The organism is Caulobacter sp. P1_B12_2, from assembly GCF_056406675.1.
This window is the reverse complement of the sequence record NZ_JBFTZS010000050.1, coordinates 1-16,466: the sequence shown is the minus strand read 5'-3', so window position 1 is coordinate 16,466 and position 16,466 is coordinate 1. Positions and strand designations below refer to the sequence as shown.

19 protein-coding genes are annotated in these 16,466 nt (G+C 68.4%); 14 read left to right on the top strand and 5 right to left on the bottom strand.

The window, feature by feature from the left end; genetic code table 11:
* Positions 1-268, top strand: a 268-nt coding sequence (locus AC1DZ6_RS05260; protein WP_477096136.1) for a DUF72 domain-containing protein, incomplete at its 5' end; no start/stop codon positions are given.
* Between the two features lie 129 nt (positions 269-397).
* Here the strand turns inward: AC1DZ6_RS05260 and AC1DZ6_RS05255 are convergent.
* Positions 398-1,240, bottom strand: a complete 843-nt coding sequence (locus AC1DZ6_RS05255) for a Rossmann-fold NAD(P)-binding domain-containing protein (protein WP_477096135.1) — start codon at positions 1,238-1,240, stop codon at positions 398-400.
* Positions 1,241-1,435: 195 nt separating this feature from the next.
* On the opposite strand from AC1DZ6_RS05255, the gene AC1DZ6_RS05250 reads away from it, so the two are divergent.
* The 12 genes from AC1DZ6_RS05250 (at position 1,436) to AC1DZ6_RS05195 (ending at position 11,735) form a co-directional block, all read left to right on the top strand.
* The gene (locus AC1DZ6_RS05250; RefSeq protein WP_477096134.1) at positions 1,436-2,329 is read left to right on the top strand and encodes a LysR family transcriptional regulator; all 894 of its coding nucleotides are present in this window, start codon (positions 1,436-1,438) and stop codon (positions 2,327-2,329) included.
* A gap of 86 nt (positions 2,330-2,415) precedes the next feature.
* Complete coding sequence (locus tag AC1DZ6_RS05245) at positions 2,416-2,955, top strand: hypothetical protein (RefSeq protein ID WP_477096133.1); 540 nt, start codon at positions 2,416-2,418, stop codon at positions 2,953-2,955.
* 34 nt (positions 2,956-2,989) lie between these two features.
* Complete coding sequence (locus AC1DZ6_RS05240) at positions 2,990-3,304, top strand: hypothetical protein (RefSeq protein ID WP_477096132.1); 315 nt, start codon at positions 2,990-2,992, stop codon at positions 3,302-3,304.
* A 110-nt stretch (positions 3,305-3,414) separates the two neighbouring features.
* On the top strand, positions 3,415-4,794 hold the full coding sequence (locus AC1DZ6_RS05235; RefSeq protein WP_477096131.1) for a flavin-containing monooxygenase: 1,380 nt from the start codon (positions 3,415-3,417) through the stop codon (positions 4,792-4,794).
* 51 nt (positions 4,795-4,845) lie between these two features.
* Complete coding sequence (locus AC1DZ6_RS05230; protein ID WP_477096130.1) at positions 4,846-5,487, top strand: TetR/AcrR family transcriptional regulator; 642 nt, start codon at positions 4,846-4,848, stop codon at positions 5,485-5,487.
* Positions 5,488-5,536: 49 nt separating this feature from the next.
* On the top strand, positions 5,537-6,583 hold the full coding sequence (locus AC1DZ6_RS05225; protein ID WP_477096129.1) for an alpha/beta hydrolase: 1,047 nt from the start codon (positions 5,537-5,539) through the stop codon (positions 6,581-6,583).
* Positions 6,584-6,734: 151 nt separating this feature from the next.
* Positions 6,735-7,730, top strand: a complete 996-nt coding sequence (locus AC1DZ6_RS05220; protein ID WP_477096128.1) for an NADPH:quinone oxidoreductase family protein — start codon at positions 6,735-6,737, stop codon at positions 7,728-7,730.
* Positions 7,731-7,871: 141 nt separating this feature from the next.
* On the top strand, positions 7,872-8,006 hold the full coding sequence (gene rpmH / locus AC1DZ6_RS05215; RefSeq protein WP_012284717.1) for a 50S ribosomal protein L34: 135 nt from the start codon (positions 7,872-7,874) through the stop codon (positions 8,004-8,006).
* A 105-nt stretch (positions 8,007-8,111) separates the two neighbouring features.
* On the top strand, positions 8,112-8,555 hold the full coding sequence (rnpA, locus tag AC1DZ6_RS05210; protein WP_477096127.1) for a ribonuclease P protein component: 444 nt from the start codon (positions 8,112-8,114) through the stop codon (positions 8,553-8,555).
* A 9-nt stretch (positions 8,556-8,564) separates the two neighbouring features.
* Positions 8,565-10,448, top strand: a complete 1,884-nt coding sequence (gene yidC, locus AC1DZ6_RS05205) for a membrane protein insertase YidC (protein WP_477096126.1) — start codon at positions 8,565-8,567, stop codon at positions 10,446-10,448.
* Positions 10,448-11,092: a ribosome biogenesis GTP-binding protein YihA/YsxC gene (gene yihA, locus AC1DZ6_RS05200; RefSeq protein WP_477096125.1), complete on the top strand. Its 645-nt coding sequence runs from the start codon at positions 10,448-10,450 to the stop codon at positions 11,090-11,092. Before yidC ends, yihA begins: the two co-directional genes overlap by 1 nt.
* Before the next feature lie 145 nt (positions 11,093-11,237).
* Entirely contained in the window at positions 11,238-11,735 is a 498-nt protein-coding gene (locus AC1DZ6_RS05195; RefSeq protein WP_477096124.1) for an ASCH/PUA domain-containing protein, read from the top strand.
* Positions 11,736-11,918: 183 nt separating this feature from the next.
* On the opposite strand, the gene AC1DZ6_RS05190 is transcribed toward AC1DZ6_RS05195, so the two are convergent.
* The 4 genes from AC1DZ6_RS05190 to AC1DZ6_RS05175 all read right to left on the bottom strand — a co-directional run bounded on the left by AC1DZ6_RS05190 (position 11,919) and on the right by AC1DZ6_RS05175 (position 15,389).
* Positions 11,919-12,371, bottom strand: a complete 453-nt coding sequence (locus AC1DZ6_RS05190; RefSeq protein WP_477096123.1) for a chemotaxis protein CheW — start codon at positions 12,369-12,371, stop codon at positions 11,919-11,921.
* Positions 12,372-12,518: 147 nt separating this feature from the next.
* Positions 12,519-12,638, bottom strand: coding sequence for a cytochrome bd-I oxidase subunit CydX (gene cydX, locus AC1DZ6_RS05185; RefSeq protein WP_477096122.1), 120 nt, complete (start codon positions 12,636-12,638; stop codon positions 12,519-12,521).
* Positions 12,639-12,667: 29 nt separating this feature from the next.
* Positions 12,668-13,810: a cytochrome d ubiquinol oxidase subunit II gene (cydB, locus tag AC1DZ6_RS05180; RefSeq protein ID WP_477096121.1), complete on the bottom strand. Its 1,143-nt coding sequence runs from the start codon at positions 13,808-13,810 to the stop codon at positions 12,668-12,670.
* A 13-nt stretch (positions 13,811-13,823) separates the two neighbouring features.
* The gene (locus tag AC1DZ6_RS05175; RefSeq protein ID WP_477096120.1) at positions 13,824-15,389 is read right to left on the bottom strand and encodes a cytochrome ubiquinol oxidase subunit I; all 1,566 of its coding nucleotides are present in this window, start codon (positions 15,387-15,389) and stop codon (positions 13,824-13,826) included.
* 125 nt (positions 15,390-15,514) lie between these two features.
* Between AC1DZ6_RS05175 and AC1DZ6_RS05170 the strand changes: the two genes are divergently transcribed.
* Positions 15,515-16,466: ABC transporter transmembrane domain-containing protein (locus AC1DZ6_RS05170; RefSeq protein ID WP_477096119.1), on the top strand; the 952-nt coding region annotated here is incomplete at its 3' end.

The window sequence follows — 16,466 nt, the reverse complement described above, 5'->3', positions numbered from 1 at the left end:
GTACGGCGCGGCCATCGTCTATGCCGAGGATGACGAAGAGCCGACCTGGCCCTGCATCGACGAGCCGACGGCCGACTTCACCTATGCCCGCCYGATGTCCAGCAAGCCTGACGAGCCGACAGGCATGACCTCCGACGAGCTGGATCGCATCGCCAAGCAGACCCTAGCCTGGGCCAAGCGCGGCGACGTCTTCGCCTATTTCATCGCCGGAGCGAAGGTGAGGAACCCGGCCGCGGCTATGGCGCTGATCGAGAAGCTGAAGAAGTAGTCCCCCCACCGAAACCCTCTCCCAGAGGGAGAGGGAGGGACCCAGACGAAGTCTGGGAGGGTGAGGGGTTTAGACGTCAGACGGCGTGTCGGCAGAGCGTTCGTGAGAAATCGGTGACGGCGCACCCCTTCACCCTCCCACCGCTACGCGGCGGGCCCCGCCCTCTCCCTCTGGGAGAGGGTGATCCAAGCACCCCAGCGCCCGCAAACTGGCCGCCACCGCCGCATCCAGCGGCGTGTGAGGCACGTCGCCCAGGAACGCCCGGAGCTTGCGGTCGTCCAGCACAAGCGGTTCACGCCACAGGTAACGCATCTCGGCCATCTCACTGAAGACAGGCACGACCGGCGACAACCCTACGATCAGCCACCACGGGAAGCTCATGACCGACAGTTTCGGCTGCCCCGTCACGCGCCCCACCGAAGCCGCCATCTCCCCCCAGCCCAGCAGATGGCCGCCGAAGTGGAAGACCTCGAAGGCCGCGAGACGGTCGGCGCGGTCCAGCATCCGGGCCATGGTCTCGGCCAGGTCCGGCAGATAGGCCCAGGCGTGGGCCAGGCCCCGGCTGGAGGGCTCGGTCACCGACTTCAYCGGCGCGCCCGGCTTGACCACCATCTGGCCGAACCAGTTGTTGCCGGCGTGCGGCCCGAAGAAGTCGCCGGCCCGGACGATCAGCACCGACGCGCCTTGCGCCGAGGCCGCCTTCAGCCGCCGCTCCATCTCGACCCGGATCTTGCCCTTGCGGGTGGTCGGGTTTYGCGGCGCGGTCTCGTCGATCAGCGGGAAGGTCTCCAGGCCGAAATTGTAGACCGTGCCCGGCAGCAGGATCCGCGCGCCCTCGGCCTTGGCGGCGGCGATGGTGTTGTCGATCATCGGCAGCACCAGCTTGCCCCAGTTCCGATAGCCGGGCGGGTTGGCGGCGTGGACGATGAGCCCCACGCCCCGGGCCGCGCGGGCGACGTCGGCGGCGATCATGGCGTCGCCCTCGATCCACTCGATCCCGTTGCGGGCCGGCCCCCGATGCCGCCGGTCGCGCCGATCACCAGGGCGATGCGTTGCTGGGTCGTGGTCATGTCGGTCTCCGTCGTTCCGGGGTTGATGACGACAAGATCAGTCACGGTGAGGCAAACGGGAATTGACGAACTCTCTTGATCTGCCATGCATAAATGCATGAGCGATCCAGACTGGAGCCTGTACCGCGCCTTCCTGGCGGTGATGACCGAGGGCAGCCTGTCGGCAGCCGCCCGGGCCCTGGGCCTGACCCAGCCGACCCTGGGCCGCCAGGTCGCCGAGCTGGAGCGCGCCTTGGGCGTGGCCCTGTTCACGCGTTCGCCGCAAGGGCTGAAGCCCACCGACGCCGCCCTCGACCTCGCGCCCCACGCCCAGGCCATGGCCGGCGCGGCCAGCGCCCTGGTCCGCGCGGCGTCCGGGGCCGGCGACACCGCGCGCGGCGTGGTCCGCCTGACGGCCAGCGAGATCATCGGCGCCGAGGTGTTGCCGAGCATCCTGGCCGCCTTCCGTCCCAAGCACCCCGGCGTGGCGGTCGAGCTGTCGCTGGACAACCAGCAGCAGGACCTGCTGCGCGGCGCGGCCGACATCGCCGTGCGCATGGTCCGCCCGACCCAGGACGCCCTGGTCGCCCGCCGCCTGGCCGACACCCACCTGGGCCTCTACGCCCATCGCCGCTATCTCGAGGCCGAGGGCGTTCCCGCCACCCTGAACGATCTGCGCGACCATGCGGTGGTCGGCTTCGACAAGGGCACACCGTTTCTGCGCGGCCTGGTCCAGCGCGTGCCGCTGCCGCCGCAGGGCTTCGCCTTCCGCGCCGACAGCGACCTGGCCCAACTGGCCGCGGTCCGCGCCGGCTTCGGAATCGGCTTCATCCAGCACGGCATAGCCCGCCGCGATCCCGACCTGGTCCCGCTCCTTCCCGGCCAGATCGGCTTCGACCTGCCCGTCTGGCTGGTCATGCACGAGGACCTGCGCGCCACACTGCGGATGCGCACGCTGTTCGACCACCTGGCCGAGGGGTTGGCTGGGTTCCTGGCGACGTCGCAGCCCTGAGCGAAGAAGCCCGTCGTTCCGCCTGGAATATAGCCGCCGAGTCAGGCCATTGAACGCGAACTTGACCAGGAATCGAGGGGACGGGGATGAAGGTTTCGCAGGTGCTCTCCGGGTTGCTGTCGCTGGCGGCAGGACCGGCCTTGGCGCAGGACGCCCCGCCGCCCCAGCTCCCCGCCCAGGTGAAGGCGCTGGAGGGCTGCTGGAGCGGAACGGGCGAGGTGATGGGGAAGCCGGTGACGCTTGCCCTCACGGCCAAATCGATCGCCCTGGGCGCGATGTTCCTGATCGAGACGGAAAGCCAGGCCAAGGCCGATCCCGCCGACCGCTACGCCGCCCACCTGGTGATCGGAGCCCGCGCGCCCAAGGGAGCCTTTCCCGCGACCCTGACGAGCTTCTGGGCCGACAGCTTCGGCGGCGACTACACGGCCACCGGCGCGGGCGCGGTTCGCGAGGACGGCTTCGAGATCGCCTATCCCTATCCGCCCTCCAGCTTCCTGAATCGCTGGACGCTGGCGGGCGATAAGCTGGAATGGCGGATCACCGCCCGCGACGGCGACAAGGCGCAGGTCTTCGCCCACTACGAGGCGACGCGCATCCCCTGCCCCTCGGCCGGAAAACGTAGTTAACCAAACCTCAACGGCGAGCGGCTAGACCAAGGTCATGCGCCGCGCCCTCGCCTGCCTGCTGATCCTCGCCGCCGTCTCCGGTTCGGCCGTCGCCCAGACGGCCAAGCCGACGCGCGTCGTCTCGGCCGTGTCGAGCAGCGCCCCGGCCCCGGACGACAGCCCCGCCCTGCCGCCGCCGCTGATCCCGCTGACCGGCGCATCGTCGGGACGCGACCCCGACCAGTGCCGCTCGTCCTGCAACCGCACCTACTTCTTCTGCCGGGCCAGTGGCGACGACGACGGCTGCCCGACCCAGTGGATGCAGTGCAAGACCCGCTGCACGGCCACCTATTCGCCGCGCGGCAACTGATCGCGCGGCTGCCCCCACTGCGCCCCCCCCACTGCTGCCCCAAGGGCAGTTTGACGCCTCGCATAACGCTGATACGCTCACCTGAACAACGATAAGTCAGGGAGGACGTCATGGCGTCGGCACTGCCCAAAGCCTGCATCATCGGCGCGGGCTGCAGCGGCTTCACCACCGCCAAGCGGCTGAAGGACGCCGGCGTCCCCTACGATTGCTTCGAGGCCTCCGACGACGTGGGCGGCAACTGGTACTACAAGAACCCCAACGGTCTGTCGGCCTGCTACGAGAGCCTGCACATCGACACCTCGAAGTGGCGACTGGCCTTCGAGGATTTCCCGGTTCCGGCCGACTGGCCCGACTTCCCGCACCACAGCCAGGTCCTGGCCTACTTCAAGGCCTACGTCGCCCACTTCGGCCTACGCGAGACCATCACCTTCAACACCAAGGTGCTGCGCGCCGCGCGCACCAAGGACGGCCTGTGGGCGGTGACCCTGTCGACCGGCGAGACCCGGCTCTACGACGTGCTGATCGTCGCCAACGGCCACCACTGGGACCCGCGTGTTCCGGAGTATCCGGGCACGTTCGACGGCCCCGCCTTCCACGCCCACGCCTATAGCGACCCGTTCGATCCGGTCGACATGCGCGGCAAGACCGTGGTCGTCGTCGGCATGGGCAATTCGGCCATGGATATCGCCAGCGAGCTGGCGCAGCGCCCGATCGCCGGCAAGCTGATCGTCTCGGCCCGGCGCGGGGTCTGGGTGTTCCCGAAATATCTGAACGGCAAGCCGTCGGACAAGTCGGCCATGCCGCCGTGGATGCCGCGCAAGCTGGGCCTGAAGATCGTCCGTTCGCTGATCCGCAAGCATGTCGGCAAGATGGAGGACTACGGCCTGCCCAAGCCCGACCACGAGCCGCTGGAGGCCCATCCCTCGGTCAGCGGCGAGTTCCTGACCCGAGCGGGCTGCGGCGACATCACCTTCAAGCCGGCGATCAAGGCGCTGGAGGGCCGCCAGGTCCGCTTCGCCGACGACAGCGTCGAGGCGGTCGACGTCATCGTCTTCGCCACCGGCTACAAGATCAGCTTCCCGTTCCTAGACGATCCGGACCTGGTCCCCGACGCGGATCACAAGCTGCCGCTGTTCAAGCGGATGATGAAGCCCGGCGTGCCCGACCTCTTCTACATGGGCCTGGCCCAGGCCCTGCCGACCCTGGTCAATTTCGCCGAGCAGCAGTCCAAGCTGGTCGCCGGCTACCTGACCGGCCGCTACGCCCCGCCGTCCGTCGCCGAGATGGCGAAGATCACCGCCAAGGACGAAGAGCGCCACACCGGCCAGTATTACGCCTCGGCCCGCCACACCATTCAGGTCGACTTCGGGGTCTATTGCGCCGACCTCAAGAAGGAGATCGCGGCGGGCGAGAAAAGAGCGCGGGCGACGGGCGGCGCCTTACCGGTTTTGGCCCGCGCGTCGGAATCCTTGCCACTGGCGGCGGAATGAGGCTGAAATCATGACGGGGCGTCATCTGGGCCTCGCCACGAGTCGCGTCCGATGTCGAACATCGCCTATTTCCCCACCCGCCCGGTCGCGGAGGACAACCGCCCCGGCAAGCGCGAACGCACCAAGGTCGCCAACCGCCAGGCGATCCTCGACGCGGCGCGGGCGGTGTTCGGCGAGCTGGGCTACGAGGCCGCCACGGTGCGCGACATCATCCGCCGCACGGGTTTGGCCAGCGGCACCTTCTACAACTACTACAAGTCCAAGGAAGAAGTGTTCGACGCCCTGGCCGACGACGGCGCGCGGCGGTTCCGGCCGATCCTGCGGGCCGAGTCCGAACGGGCGGTCGACTTCGAGAGCTTCCTGCGCGGGGCCGTCCGCGCCTATTTCGAGTTCCTGGCGGGCGAGCACGAGAGCTGGCGGATCAACCGGCCGGCCGGCGAGGTGTTTCCCCACGCCCGCGCCACGCCCGAGATCCAGGCGGTGTTCGACGAGGTCCACGCCGCCTTGGCCAAGGTGCTGGAGCTCGACCACGCCCCGGCCGTCGACCTGGACTACTTCGCCGCCGCCTGCATCGCCGTGGCCCGCGAGGTCGGCGACAAGATGCTGGAGCGCCGGCCGATCGACGTCGACGGCGCCGCCGACTTCGCCGTCCGGATGATCCTGGGCGGCCTGCCCGCCCTGCCCCGGCCCTAGTCCAGCCCTCGGCGACCGCGACACCCCAAGGAAGCAAGAAAGAGCCCGAATGGCCGACCCCGCCGTCCAGAAATTCATCCTCAAGGTCCTGATGTCGCTGCCCAGCCCGGTGCTGCGGGTGATGTCGGGCGGGGGGAGCGTCTATCGCGGCGGGCGGACCCTGGATCCGCGCTTCCAGTTCCTGGCCGCGGCCGCCGCCAAGATGCCGTCCCTGACCAGCCTGGCGCCGGACCAGGCCCGCGCCGCCAGCGCCCAGGGCCTGACCGCGATGAGCGGGCCGCCGGAACCAGGCGTGCGCAACGAGAGCCTGTCGATCGACGGCCCGAACGGTTCGATCAAGCTGCGCGCCTATCGCCCGGCCGACCAGGACAGCAGCGCGCCGCTGATCGTCTTCGCCCACTTCGGCGGCGGGGTGATCGGCGACCTGGAGACCTGCCACGCCTTCTGCGGGATCCTGGCCCGCATCGCCCGCACGGCGGTGCTGTCGGTCGACTACCGCCTGGCGCCCGACCACCGCTTCCCGGCCGGTCTAGACGACGTGCAGGCCGCCTTCCGCTGGGGCCGCGACAACGCCGCACGGTTCGGAGCCGCCCCCGGCACGGCGGCGATCGGCGGCGACTCGATGGGCGGCAACTTCTCGGCCATCGTCGCCCAGGAGATGAAGCGCCTGGGCGAGGCCCAGCCGGCCCTCCAGCTGCTGATCTATCCGGCCGTCGACGTGGCCAGCGAGACGGCGTCGATGACCACCTATGGCGACGCCTATCCGCTCAGCCGGCCGATCATGGACTGGTTCATGGGCCACTATATGGGCCCCGACGCCGACCCGGCCGATCCGCGTCTGTCGCCGGACAAGGCCGCCGACCTGTCGGGCCTGGCCCCGGCCGTGGTGATCACCGCCGGCTTCGACCCGCTGGTCGACCAGGGCGAGGCCTACGCCAAGCGCCTGGTCGCGGCCGGCGTGCCGACCACCTATCGCTGCTACGACAGTCTGGCGCACGGGTTCACGGCGTTCACCGGCGCCGTGCCGGCGGCCGACGCGGCGTGTCGCGAGGTGGCGCGGCTGGTGCGGGCGGCGTTCGACGCTTCGAAAGCCTAGCTTTTAAATCCGCTCATCCCGGCGAAGGCCGGGACCCAGATGGAATGGCTTTGGGGCTCACGCCAAAAGCGCCGAGTTCGTCCCATCAGCCACCCCGCTTTGGGATCTGGGTCCCGGCCTTCGCCGGGATGAGCGGAAGTTGGTGGGATTCATGACCGACACCATGCGCGCCCTCGTCGTCGAAAACCTGAGCGAAGACTTTTCGGGCTGCTCGGTCCGCGAGGTCCCCCAACCCACGCCCGGCCCCGGAGAGGCGCTGGTCCGCGTGCGCGCCGCCAGCGTCAACTTCCCCGACCTGCTGATGACCCGGGGCGAATACCAGTTCAAGCCGCCCCTGCCCTTCACGCCCGGCCTGGACCTGGCGGGCGAAATCGCGGCCCTGGGCGAAGGCGTGACCGGGTGGAACGCGGGCGACGCCGTGGTCGGCGGCGCGCGGCTGGGCGGGTTCGCGGAATATGCCGTGCTGTCGGCCGGCGCCCTCAAGCCCAAGCCCGCGCGGCTGTCGTTCGCCGAGGCGGCGGCCTAWGGCGCGGCCTACCTCACGGCCTATGTCGCCCTGGTCCGCCGGGCGCGGCTGGAGCCCGGCGAGTGGGTGCTGGTGCACGGCGCGGCCGGCGGGGTGGGTCTGGCGGCCGTGGACCTGGCCAAGGCCCTGGGCGCGCGAGTGATCGCCGCCTCGGCCTCTGACGACAAGCTGGCGGCGATCCAGGCCCTGTACGCCCCCGACGCCGTGGTCAACGTCACCGGTGGCTTCCGCGAGCGCGTGAAGGACATCACCGGCGGGCGCGGGGCCGACGTGATCTACGACCCGGTCGGCGGCGACGTGTTCGACGAGAGCATCCGCTGCATCGCCTTCGACGGCCGGCTGCTGGTGATCGGCTTCACCTCTGGCCGCATCCCCAACGTCTCGGTCAACATGCCGCTGATCAAGGGCTTCTCGGTGATGGGCGTGCGGGCCGGCGAGTACGGCCGACAGTTCCCGGAGAAGGGCCGCGAGAACGCCGAGACGATTTGGCGGATGGCTGATGAAAGCGTCATCCGGCCTCACGTGCATGCGGAACTGCCGCTGGAGCGCTGGCGCGAGGCGTTCGAACTCTTGGCGAACCGGCAGGTGATCGGTAAGGCGGTGATCCGGCCGGACCTGTGAGGCGCGCGGCTCCCTGGCGGGCAGTTCGTACAACCCCTTGGTTCGACTCATGTTGACAGCGCCCGCCCCTTCCCTTATCCACCGCCCCTCACTCGCGGAGGCCCTTCGGCCCTCGCGTCCCATTATTATCGGAGCCACCTCGTGAAGCGGACATTCCAGCCGTCGAAGCTCGTGCGAGCCCGCCGTCACGGCTACCGCGCGCGTATGGCCACCAAGAACGGCCAAAAGATCGTTGCGCGTCGCCGCGCCAAGGGCCGTAAGCGCCTGACGGCCTAACAGCCTTTCTCCCGTCTTCAATTCGGCGGGAACCTAGACCATGATGAAAGCCGCTCTCTCCTCCAAACAGGCTCCGCGCCTGCGCCGGAAAGGGCGGCTTTTTTCATGACCGAAGCCCAGCTTCCGCCATCGCCCAAACCCGTGAAGATCGAACGCCTGAAGAAGCGTCCGGACTTCCTGAGGGCCGCCAAGGCGCCCAATCTGGCGCGCGGCGCGGTCTTCATGCAGATGCGCCCGCGCCACGACGCCGATCCGCTGATCCGGGTCGGATTCACCGCCACCAAGAAAATCGGCGGGTCCGTCGAGCGAAATCGCGCCAAAAGACGCCTGCGCGAGGCCGCCAGACTGCTTCTCCCCCTTCATGGCCGCCCCAGTTGCGACTATGTGTTCATCGCCCGCGGCGGAACCGGCCAGCGGGCATGGGGGCGTTTGCTTGACGATGTTAAAACCGCGCTGATAAGCCTCGCAGCCGACCTCGATCGCGCGGGCCCGGGCGCGACGCCCGTACCGCACGCCCCTGCCGCGTCCGATTCCTCCGTTTCTGGTTAAGTCCAACCCATGCAGAACGACTCCAACAAAAACACGCTGATGTTCCTCGTCTGCGCGTTTTCGATCCTGATCGGCTACCAGTTCCTGGTGCTGGGTCCGCAGCAGAAACAGCGCGAGGCCGAGCTTCGCGCCAAGAAGATCGCCGAGGCCCAGATCGCCGCCCAGCCGGGCATGACCCTCGGCGCCGACGGACTGCCCCAGCCGCTGAAGCTGTCGCGCGAAGCCGCCAAGGCCCAGAGCCCGCGCATCGCCGTCGACACCCCAGCCCTGTCGGGCTCGATCGCCCTGAAGGGCGCCCGGATCGACGACCTCTGGCTCAAGCGCTACACCCAGACCAGCGACAAGAATTCGCCGCCGGTCGAGCTGTTCCGCCCCGAGGGCGCCGAGAACGCTTGGTTCGCCGATTTCGGCTGGGCGGGAATCGCCGGCATGACCGGCCTGCCCACGCCCCAGACCGTGTGGACGGCCGCCCCCGGCCAGGTTCTGCGCCCGACCRCGCCGGTCGTCCTGACCTATGACAACGGCCAGGGCCTGGTGTTCACCCGCACCATCTCGGTCGACGCCGACGCCATGTTCACCGTCGCCGACACCGTCCGTAACCAGGGCGGCGCGGCCGTGGCCCTGGCCCCCTACGCCTCGGTCCAGCGCCAGGGCATTCCGACCGAAGGCCCGCACGGCCTGGGCAAGACCCAGATCGTCTACGAAGGCGGCATCGGCGTGCTGGGCGGCATCGACGGCGTCAAGGAAGGCAAGTACCTGCTTCAGAACCAGGCCAAGTACCCGAAGTGGAAGAAGGACAAGCCGCTTCAAACCGACCTCGCCTCTAAGGGGGGCTGGATCGGCATGACCGACAAGTACTGGCTGGCGGCCCTCGTTCCCGAGCAATCCGAGATGATCAAAGGCCGCTTCCAGGTGAAGCCGGTCAGCGGCGTCGACGTCTATGAATCGGCCTTCACCGGCGCGCCGCAATCGTTGGCGGCCGGCGCCACGATCACCAATTCCACCCGCCTGTTCGCCGGCGCCAAGACCGTGCCGCTGCTGACCCGCTATCAGTACGGCGGCAAGCCGGTGGTCTGGTGGCAGTTCTGGAACCGCCCCCCCAACGTAATCCCCAACTTCGACAAGGCCGTCGACTGGGGCATGTTCGAGATCATCACCCGGCCGATCTTCAATATCCTGGAGATCTTCTACAAGCTGGTGGGCAACTTCGGCGTGGCCATCATGCTGCTGACCGTAACCCTGAAGCTGATCCTCTTCCCGCTGGCCGACAAGAGCTACGAGTCGATGGCGAAGATGAAGAAGATCGCCCCCGAGGTCGAGAAGCTGAAGGCCAAGCACAAGGACGATCCCGCCAAACAGCAGCAGGAGATGATGGGCCTGTACGCCAAGGAGAAGATCAATCCGATGATGGGCTGCGTGCCCATGCTCATCCAGATCCCGATCTTCTACTCGCTGTACAAGGTGCTGACGGTGACCATCGAGATGCGGCACGCGCCGTTCTTCGGCTGGATCGTCGACCTGTCGGCGCCGGAGCCGACCACCCTGTTCAACCTGTTCGGCCTGATCCACTGGGATCCCGCCACCCTGCCGATCCTGGGCGCCTCGATCGCCCACCTGGGCGTCTGGCCGCTGCTGTACGGCTTCACCATGTGGCTGACCACGGCGATGAACCCGCCGGCCGGCGACCCCATCCAGCAGAAGATCTTCCAGTTCTTCCCGATCATCTTCACCTTCACCCTGTCGGGCTTCGCGGTGGGCCTGGTGATCTACTGGTGCTGGAGCAACGTGCTGACGATCATCCAGCAGTACATCATCATGCACCGCTACAAGGTCGACAACCCGATCGACCAGCTGGTCAATCGCCTGCGCGGCAAGACCGTCGAGGTCACCTGATGATCGACGAACTCGCCTTCACCGACGACGAGATCGAGGCGGCCCGCGTGCTGTTCGCCCAGCCGTGCCTGTTCATGATGGGCGCGGTGAAGATGGACGGCATGCCCACCGCCGACTTCCCGGAAGTGGCCTTCGCSGGCCGCTCCAATGTCGGCAAGTCCAGCCTGATCAACGGCCTGGTCAACCAGAACCACCTGGCCCGGGCCTCGAACTCGCCGGGCCGCACGCGGGAGGTCAACTTCTTCGTGCTGGCCGAGAAGCTGCGCCTGGTCGACCTTCCGGGCTACGGCTTCGCGCGGGTGTCCAAGACCGTGGCCGACAAGTTCCAGGACCTGGGCCGCGCCTATCTGCGCGGCCGGGTGAACCTGAAGCGGGTCTATCTGCTGATCGACGCCCGCCACGGGCTGAAGGCCGTCGACGCCGAGGCGCTGGACGCCCTGGACGTCGCGGCGGTYTCCTACCAGATCGTGCTGACCAAGGCCGACAAGATCAAGCCGGCCGAGGTTGAGGCCGTGGTCGCCGCCACCCAGAAGGCCATCGCCAAGCGTCCCGCCGCCTTCCCCAAGGTGCTGGCCACCTCGTCGGAAAAGGGCGACGGCCTGCCCGAGCTGCGCGCCGAGATCGCCCGGGTCTGCCTGGGCTAGCTCAACGCACGTCCGTTTTCTCGGCGAAGGCCGGGGAGACGGAAGTTGGAGAGTCCACAACAACACGCTTCCGCCTTAACCTTGCAGCCAGATCCGGCCGCTAAGGCCACGCCTTCCTATTTCCCGAACACCCCGAAGAATCCCCATGACCCGTCACGAACTGAAGACCTGGCCCCAGTATTTCGCCGCCGTGCGCTCGGGCAAGAAGCGCTTCGAGATCCGCCGCAACGACCGCGAGTTCGCGGTGGGCGACGTGCTGGTGCTGCGCGAGTTCGATCCCGAGCAGGACACCTATACCGGCCAGGTCGAGGAGCGGCAGATCACCTTCCTGCTGTCGGAAGAGGACTACGGGGTGATCCACGGCTTCGTGGCCATCGGCTTCGGCGAGGTGGTGCACCATGGCGACCTCCCCACCAACGGCGCCCTGACGGCGCAGCAGCTGGCGCACTGGCACGAGACCACCTCCAACAACGCCGCCCTGCGCGCCCAGGACGCCCGCAAGGTGGCCCAGAGCTACGCCGCCCCCACCACCGGCCGCGCGCCCATGTCGGTCGCCGCCGACCGCCACAACGCCGTGGCGGCCGCCGCCGAAACCGAGGCCGCCTTCCACGCGGCGGCGGCCAAGATCGTGCTGGGGAAGTAGCGCCCTGACGCTGTCATCCCGGACGAGCGCGCGGCGCGAAAATCCGGGACCGATGCGTGAACTCAGCGCTTCCGGCGGTCCCGGATCGGTGCTTCGCTTGTCCGGCATGACAATCGTTCTGGACACGAAAAAGGGCGAACCTCGCGGTCCGCCCTTTTGTCGTTCCGGCCGTAAGGCGGAAACTTACGCCGCCTGGCTGACCTGGGCCGGGAAGACGTCGTCCATCTTCAGATAGGTGATCAGGCGGCTGTCCAGCGAGATGATCGCCTGGATGAACCGCAGTTCGTCGGCGCCCAGGTCCGGGGTCGGCTGCAGGTGGTCGCGCGACACGGTGAAGGTCTCGCTGACGGCGTCGACCAGGATGCCGGCCAGGCGGTCCTGGCACTCGACCACGACGATGACGTGGCGGGTCTCCGGAACGGTGACGCCCAGGCCCAGGCGGTTGCGAAGATCGATGACCGGCATGATCGCGCCGCGCAGGTTGATCACGCCCTTCAGGAAGCTCGGCGCGTGCGGGATCGGGGTGGCCGGGGTCCAGCCGCGGATCTCGCGGACCGTCTTGACGTCGATGCAGAACTCCTGCTCGCCGATGCAGAACGAGATCAGCTCCAGGGCGGGTTCGGCGTGGTCGGTCATGGTCGGATCCCGAGGCTCAAAGGTCTTGCCGCGAAGGCCGAAAGCCGGTTTCGCGTCGGCTGTCACAAGAGCCCGAGCGCCGTTTAATAACGGTTAATAGCCAAGTCATAACCGCGCGCCGAATTGTCGCGGTCGAGCTGCCGGACGCTACGGCTCCGATGCCCCGATGTCGCCCTCGTCGGTCAGGTTGAACTCGTACCAGACGCCGTTCAGCACCCCGAAGGCGACCGCCAGGCCAAGACCGAGGACCCAGGTGAAGTACCACATCGCGAAATCTCCTCAGTACAGGGCCGTTCTTAGTAGAGAGAGGGGTCGGTCTTCAGCGCCGCCGTGCTCGTGCGGCCCCACAGCACCCGGTAGACCCAGGCGGTGTAGAGCAGCACCAGCGGCATCAGCACCACGACGACGATCAGCATGATGAACAGGGTCAGGTGGCTGGACGAGGCGTTCCACACCGTCAGGCTGGACCGCGGATCGATCGTGCTGGGCAGGATGAACGGGAACATCGACAGGCCGACCGTGGCCACGATCCCGGCCGCCGAAGCCGACGAGCCGCCGAACGCCAGGGCCGCTGACCGCCGCCACAGGCCCAGCAGCGCGACGATCGCGCCCAGGAAGCCCAGGACCGGCGCGATCAACATCCAGGGGTAGCGGCCGAAATTGTCGAACCACGCGCCCGGCGCGGCGACGGTCGCCATCCGCAGCGGATTGGACGGGGCGGCGGGGTCGAACGCGCCCTCGATGCGGAAGCCCAGCCGCGTGGCCAGCAGGCCGCCCACCAGGAACAGCAACAGGCTGGCGATCCCGGCGCCCGTGCCGAACCGGCGGGCGCGGTCCTGCACCACGCCATCCTCGGCCTTCACGCCCAGCCAGGCCGCGCCGTGCAGCACCAGCATGGCCACCGACAGCAGGCCGCAGACCAGGGTGAAAGGGGTGAACAGGGCGAAGAACGCGCCGTGGTAGGTGCTGCGCAGATCGCCATCCAGCTTGAACGGCGCGCCCTGCAGCACGTTGCCGACCGCCACGCCGAACACCAGCACCGGCACGAAGCTGCCGGTGAACAGCGCCCAGTCCCAGAAGGTCCGCCAGCGCGGGTCGGGCCGCTTGGAGCGGTACTTGAAGCCGACTGGCCGCAGGATCATCGCCACCAGCACCAGGAAGATGGCCAGGTAGAAGCCCGAGAAGCTGACGCCGTAGACCAGGGGCCAGGCCGCGAAGATCGAGGCTCCGCCGGTGATGAACCACACCTGGTTGCCTTCCCAGGTGGCGCCGACGGTGTTGATCACCATGCGGCGCTCCTCGTCGGTCCTGGCGACGAAAGGCAGCAGCGCGCCGACGCCCATGTCGAAGCCGTCGGTCAGGGCGAAGCCGATCAGCAGCACGCCCAGCAGGCCCCACCAGATCAGGCGCAGAGTCGGATAGTCGATTGGGAGTTCCATGATCCGCTTTCTCCTAGGCCACGGCTTCGCCGGCCGGGGCGACATGACCGGATGGGAAGGCTTCCTGATCCGCGAACGGACCCTTCTTGATGGTCTTGAGGATCAGCCCGACCTCGACGACCGCCAGGGCGCCGTACAGCAGGGTGAAGACCACGATGCTGGTCAGGATCTGGGCCACGCTGAGCGACGAGGGGGCCAGGAAGGTCGGCAGCACGCCCTCCACCGCCCAGGGCTGACGCCCGACCTCGGCCAGCACCCAACCCAGCTCGGTCGAGATCCAGGGCAGCGGCAGGGCCGCCACCGCGATCATCAGGAACCAGCGGGTGTTGTGCTTGCGCAGGGTGACCAGCACGAAGGCCGTGGCGAACAGGGCGATCATCAGGACGCCGATGCCGGCCATGATCCGGAACGACCAGAACATCACCGGCACATTGGGCACGGTGTCCCAGGCGGTCTTGGCGATCAACGCCTTGTCGGCCGTTCGCGGGTCGGCGAGGTGGCGCTTGAGCAGCAGGGCGTAGCCGAGATCGCGGCGGTGGGTCTCGAACACCCCGCGCGCCGCCAGGTCGGTTGGATTGACCTTCAGGGTCTCCAGCGCGTTGTAGGCGACTAGGCCGCTTTCGATCCGGGTCTCGGCCTGGGCCACCAGCTCGAAGATGCCGGCCACGGGCCGATCCAGGCTGCGGGTGGCGATCAGGCCCAGCACATAGGGCACCTTGATCTCGGCGTGGGTCGTGCGGTTCTTCAGGTCGGGGATGCCGAAGGCGGTCAGGCCGGCCGGGGCGGGCTCGGTCTCCCACATGGCCTCCAGGGCCGCGAGCTTCATTTTCTGGTTGTCGGTCAGGGCGTAACCGCTCTCGTCGCCCAGCACGACCACCGACAGCGACGAGGCCAGACCGAAGGCGGCGGCCACGGTCAGCGAGCGCTTGGCCACGCTCACATAGCGGCCCTTCAGCAGGTACCAGGCGCTGACCCCCAGCACGAAGACCGCGGCGATTGTGTACCCGGCGCTGACCGTATGCACGAACTTCGCCTGCGCGACGGGATTGAAGATCACCGCCTTGAAGTCGACCACCTCCATCCGCATCGTGTCGGGATTGAAGGCCGCGCCGACCGGGTTCTGCATCCAGCCGTTGGCGATCAGGATCCACAGGGCCGACAGATTGGTGCCCAAGGCCACCAGGAAGGTGACCAGCAGATGCTGCACCGGCTTCAGCTTGTCCCAGCCGAAGAACATCAGCCCCACGAACGTGGCCTCGAGGAAGAAGGCCATCAGCCCCTCGATGGCCAACGGCGCGCCGAAGATGTCGCCGACATAGTGCGAGTAGTAGGACCAGTTCATCCCGAACTGGAACTCCATGGTTAGCCCGGTGGCGACGCCGAGCACGAAATTGATGCCGAACAGCGTGCCCCAGAACCGCGTCGTGGTTTTCCAGATGGGCCGCTTGGTCATCACATAGACGCTCTCCATGATCACCAGCATGAAGGAGAGGCCCAGGGTCAGGGGCACGAACAGGAAGTGGTACAGCGCCGTCAGGGCGAACTGCAGGCGGGAGAGGTCGACGACGGCGGGATCCATGCAGCGCTCCGGTAGTCGTTTGGCGATCAATCGCGCCAAGGACCATCCACCTCTAGACGCGTCGTGACCAGCGCGCTTTGATCCGGATCAAGGACGCTCCCGTTCCCAGTCCCTAATAACGGTCCATGTCCGCCAGTTTCACCGCCCAGCTCGACGCCGTCGCGCGACCCTGGCTGAAGGCGCTGAGCAAGGGCGGCGGGCGGACCGTGAAGACCGCGCCGCTCTGGTTGCTGGCCGACGTCCCGACCGCGATCGCCTTCGCCGCCGGCCTGGCCCTGGCCATCGACGCCCTGCCGCGCGGCTTGCCCCCCGCAGCGCCCTGGCTGGTCCTGCTGGCCCTCGCCGCCGTCGCGCGCGGAGGGCTGGCCCGGTGCGCCGCCCAGGCCGGGGCCCAGGCCGCGGCCGGCGTGAAGGCCAAGGCCCGCCACGACGCCGTCGCCTCCGTGCTGGGCGGCCGCGTCACCGGCGGCGAGGCCCTGTCGGCCGTGGTCGAGGGGGTCGAGGCCCTGGACGGCCACGTCGCGCGTTTCGAACCGGCTCGCCTGGCCGCCGCCGTCGCGCCCCTGCTGATCATCGCCGCCATCGCCGTCGCCACCCCCGTCGCGGCCGGCATCCTGCTGGGCACGCTGGTTCCGTTCGGCCTGWTCATGGCCCTGGCTGGCGGCGCGGCGGCCGAGGAATCCCGGCGGCAGTTCCTGGCGCTGGAGCGGCTTTCCAGCCTGTTCCTCGACCGGGTCCGCGCCCTGCCGGTAGTGCTGGCCTTCCAAGCCGAGGTCGCCGTGACCCGCGACCTGACCGTCGCGGCCGACGACCTGGCGCGGCGGACGATCCGCGTGCTGAGGGTCGCCTTCCTGTCGTCGGGCGCCCTGGAGTTCTTTGCCGCCCTGTCGGTCGCCCTGGTGGCGGTCTATTGCGGCTTCAACCTGCTGCGCCTTTTGCCTTTCCCGGTTCCCGAACAGCTGGACCTGAAGCGCGCCTTCTTCGCCCTGGCCCTGGCGCCGGAGGTCTATGCCCCGCTGCGCCGCCTGGCCGCCGCCTATCACGACCGCCAGGCCGCTGAGGCCGCCGCCCTGACCC

Coding starts and splice junctions, on each gene's coding strand:
- AC1DZ6_RS05195 (WP_477096124.1), top strand. CDS start 11,238: ATGACCCGTCACGAACTGAAGACCTGGCCCCAGTATTTCGCCGCCGTG.
- AC1DZ6_RS05245 (WP_477096133.1), top strand. CDS start 2,416: ATGAAGGTTTCGCAGGTGCTCTCCGGGTTGCTGTCGCTGGCGGCAGGA.
- AC1DZ6_RS05250 (WP_477096134.1), top strand. CDS start 1,436: ATGAGCGATCCAGACTGGAGCCTGTACCGCGCCTTCCTGGCGGTGATG.
- AC1DZ6_RS05240 (WP_477096132.1), top strand. CDS start 2,990: ATGCGCCGCGCCCTCGCCTGCCTGCTGATCCTCGCCGCCGTCTCCGGT.
- AC1DZ6_RS05230 (WP_477096130.1), top strand. CDS start 4,846: ATGTCGAACATCGCCTATTTCCCCACCCGCCCGGTCGCGGAGGACAAC.
- rnpA (WP_477096127.1), top strand. CDS start 8,112: ATGACCGAAGCCCAGCTTCCGCCATCGCCCAAACCCGTGAAGATCGAA.
- AC1DZ6_RS05175 (WP_477096120.1), bottom strand. CDS start 15,389: ATGGATCCCGCCGTCGTCGACCTCTCCCGCCTGCAGTTCGCCCTGACG.
- AC1DZ6_RS05190 (WP_477096123.1), bottom strand. CDS start 12,371: ATGACCGACCACGCCGAACCCGCCCTGGAGCTGATCTCGTTCTGCATC.
- cydB (WP_477096121.1), bottom strand. CDS start 13,810: ATGGAACTCCCAATCGACTATCCGACTCTGCGCCTGATCTGGTGGGGC.
- AC1DZ6_RS05235 (WP_477096131.1), top strand. CDS start 3,415: ATGGCGTCGGCACTGCCCAAAGCCTGCATCATCGGCGCGGGCTGCAGC.
- cydX (WP_477096122.1), bottom strand. CDS start 12,638: ATGTGGTACTTCACCTGGGTCCTCGGTCTTGGCCTGGCGGTCGCCTTC.
- AC1DZ6_RS05225 (WP_477096129.1), top strand. CDS start 5,537: ATGGCCGACCCCGCCGTCCAGAAATTCATCCTCAAGGTCCTGATGTCG.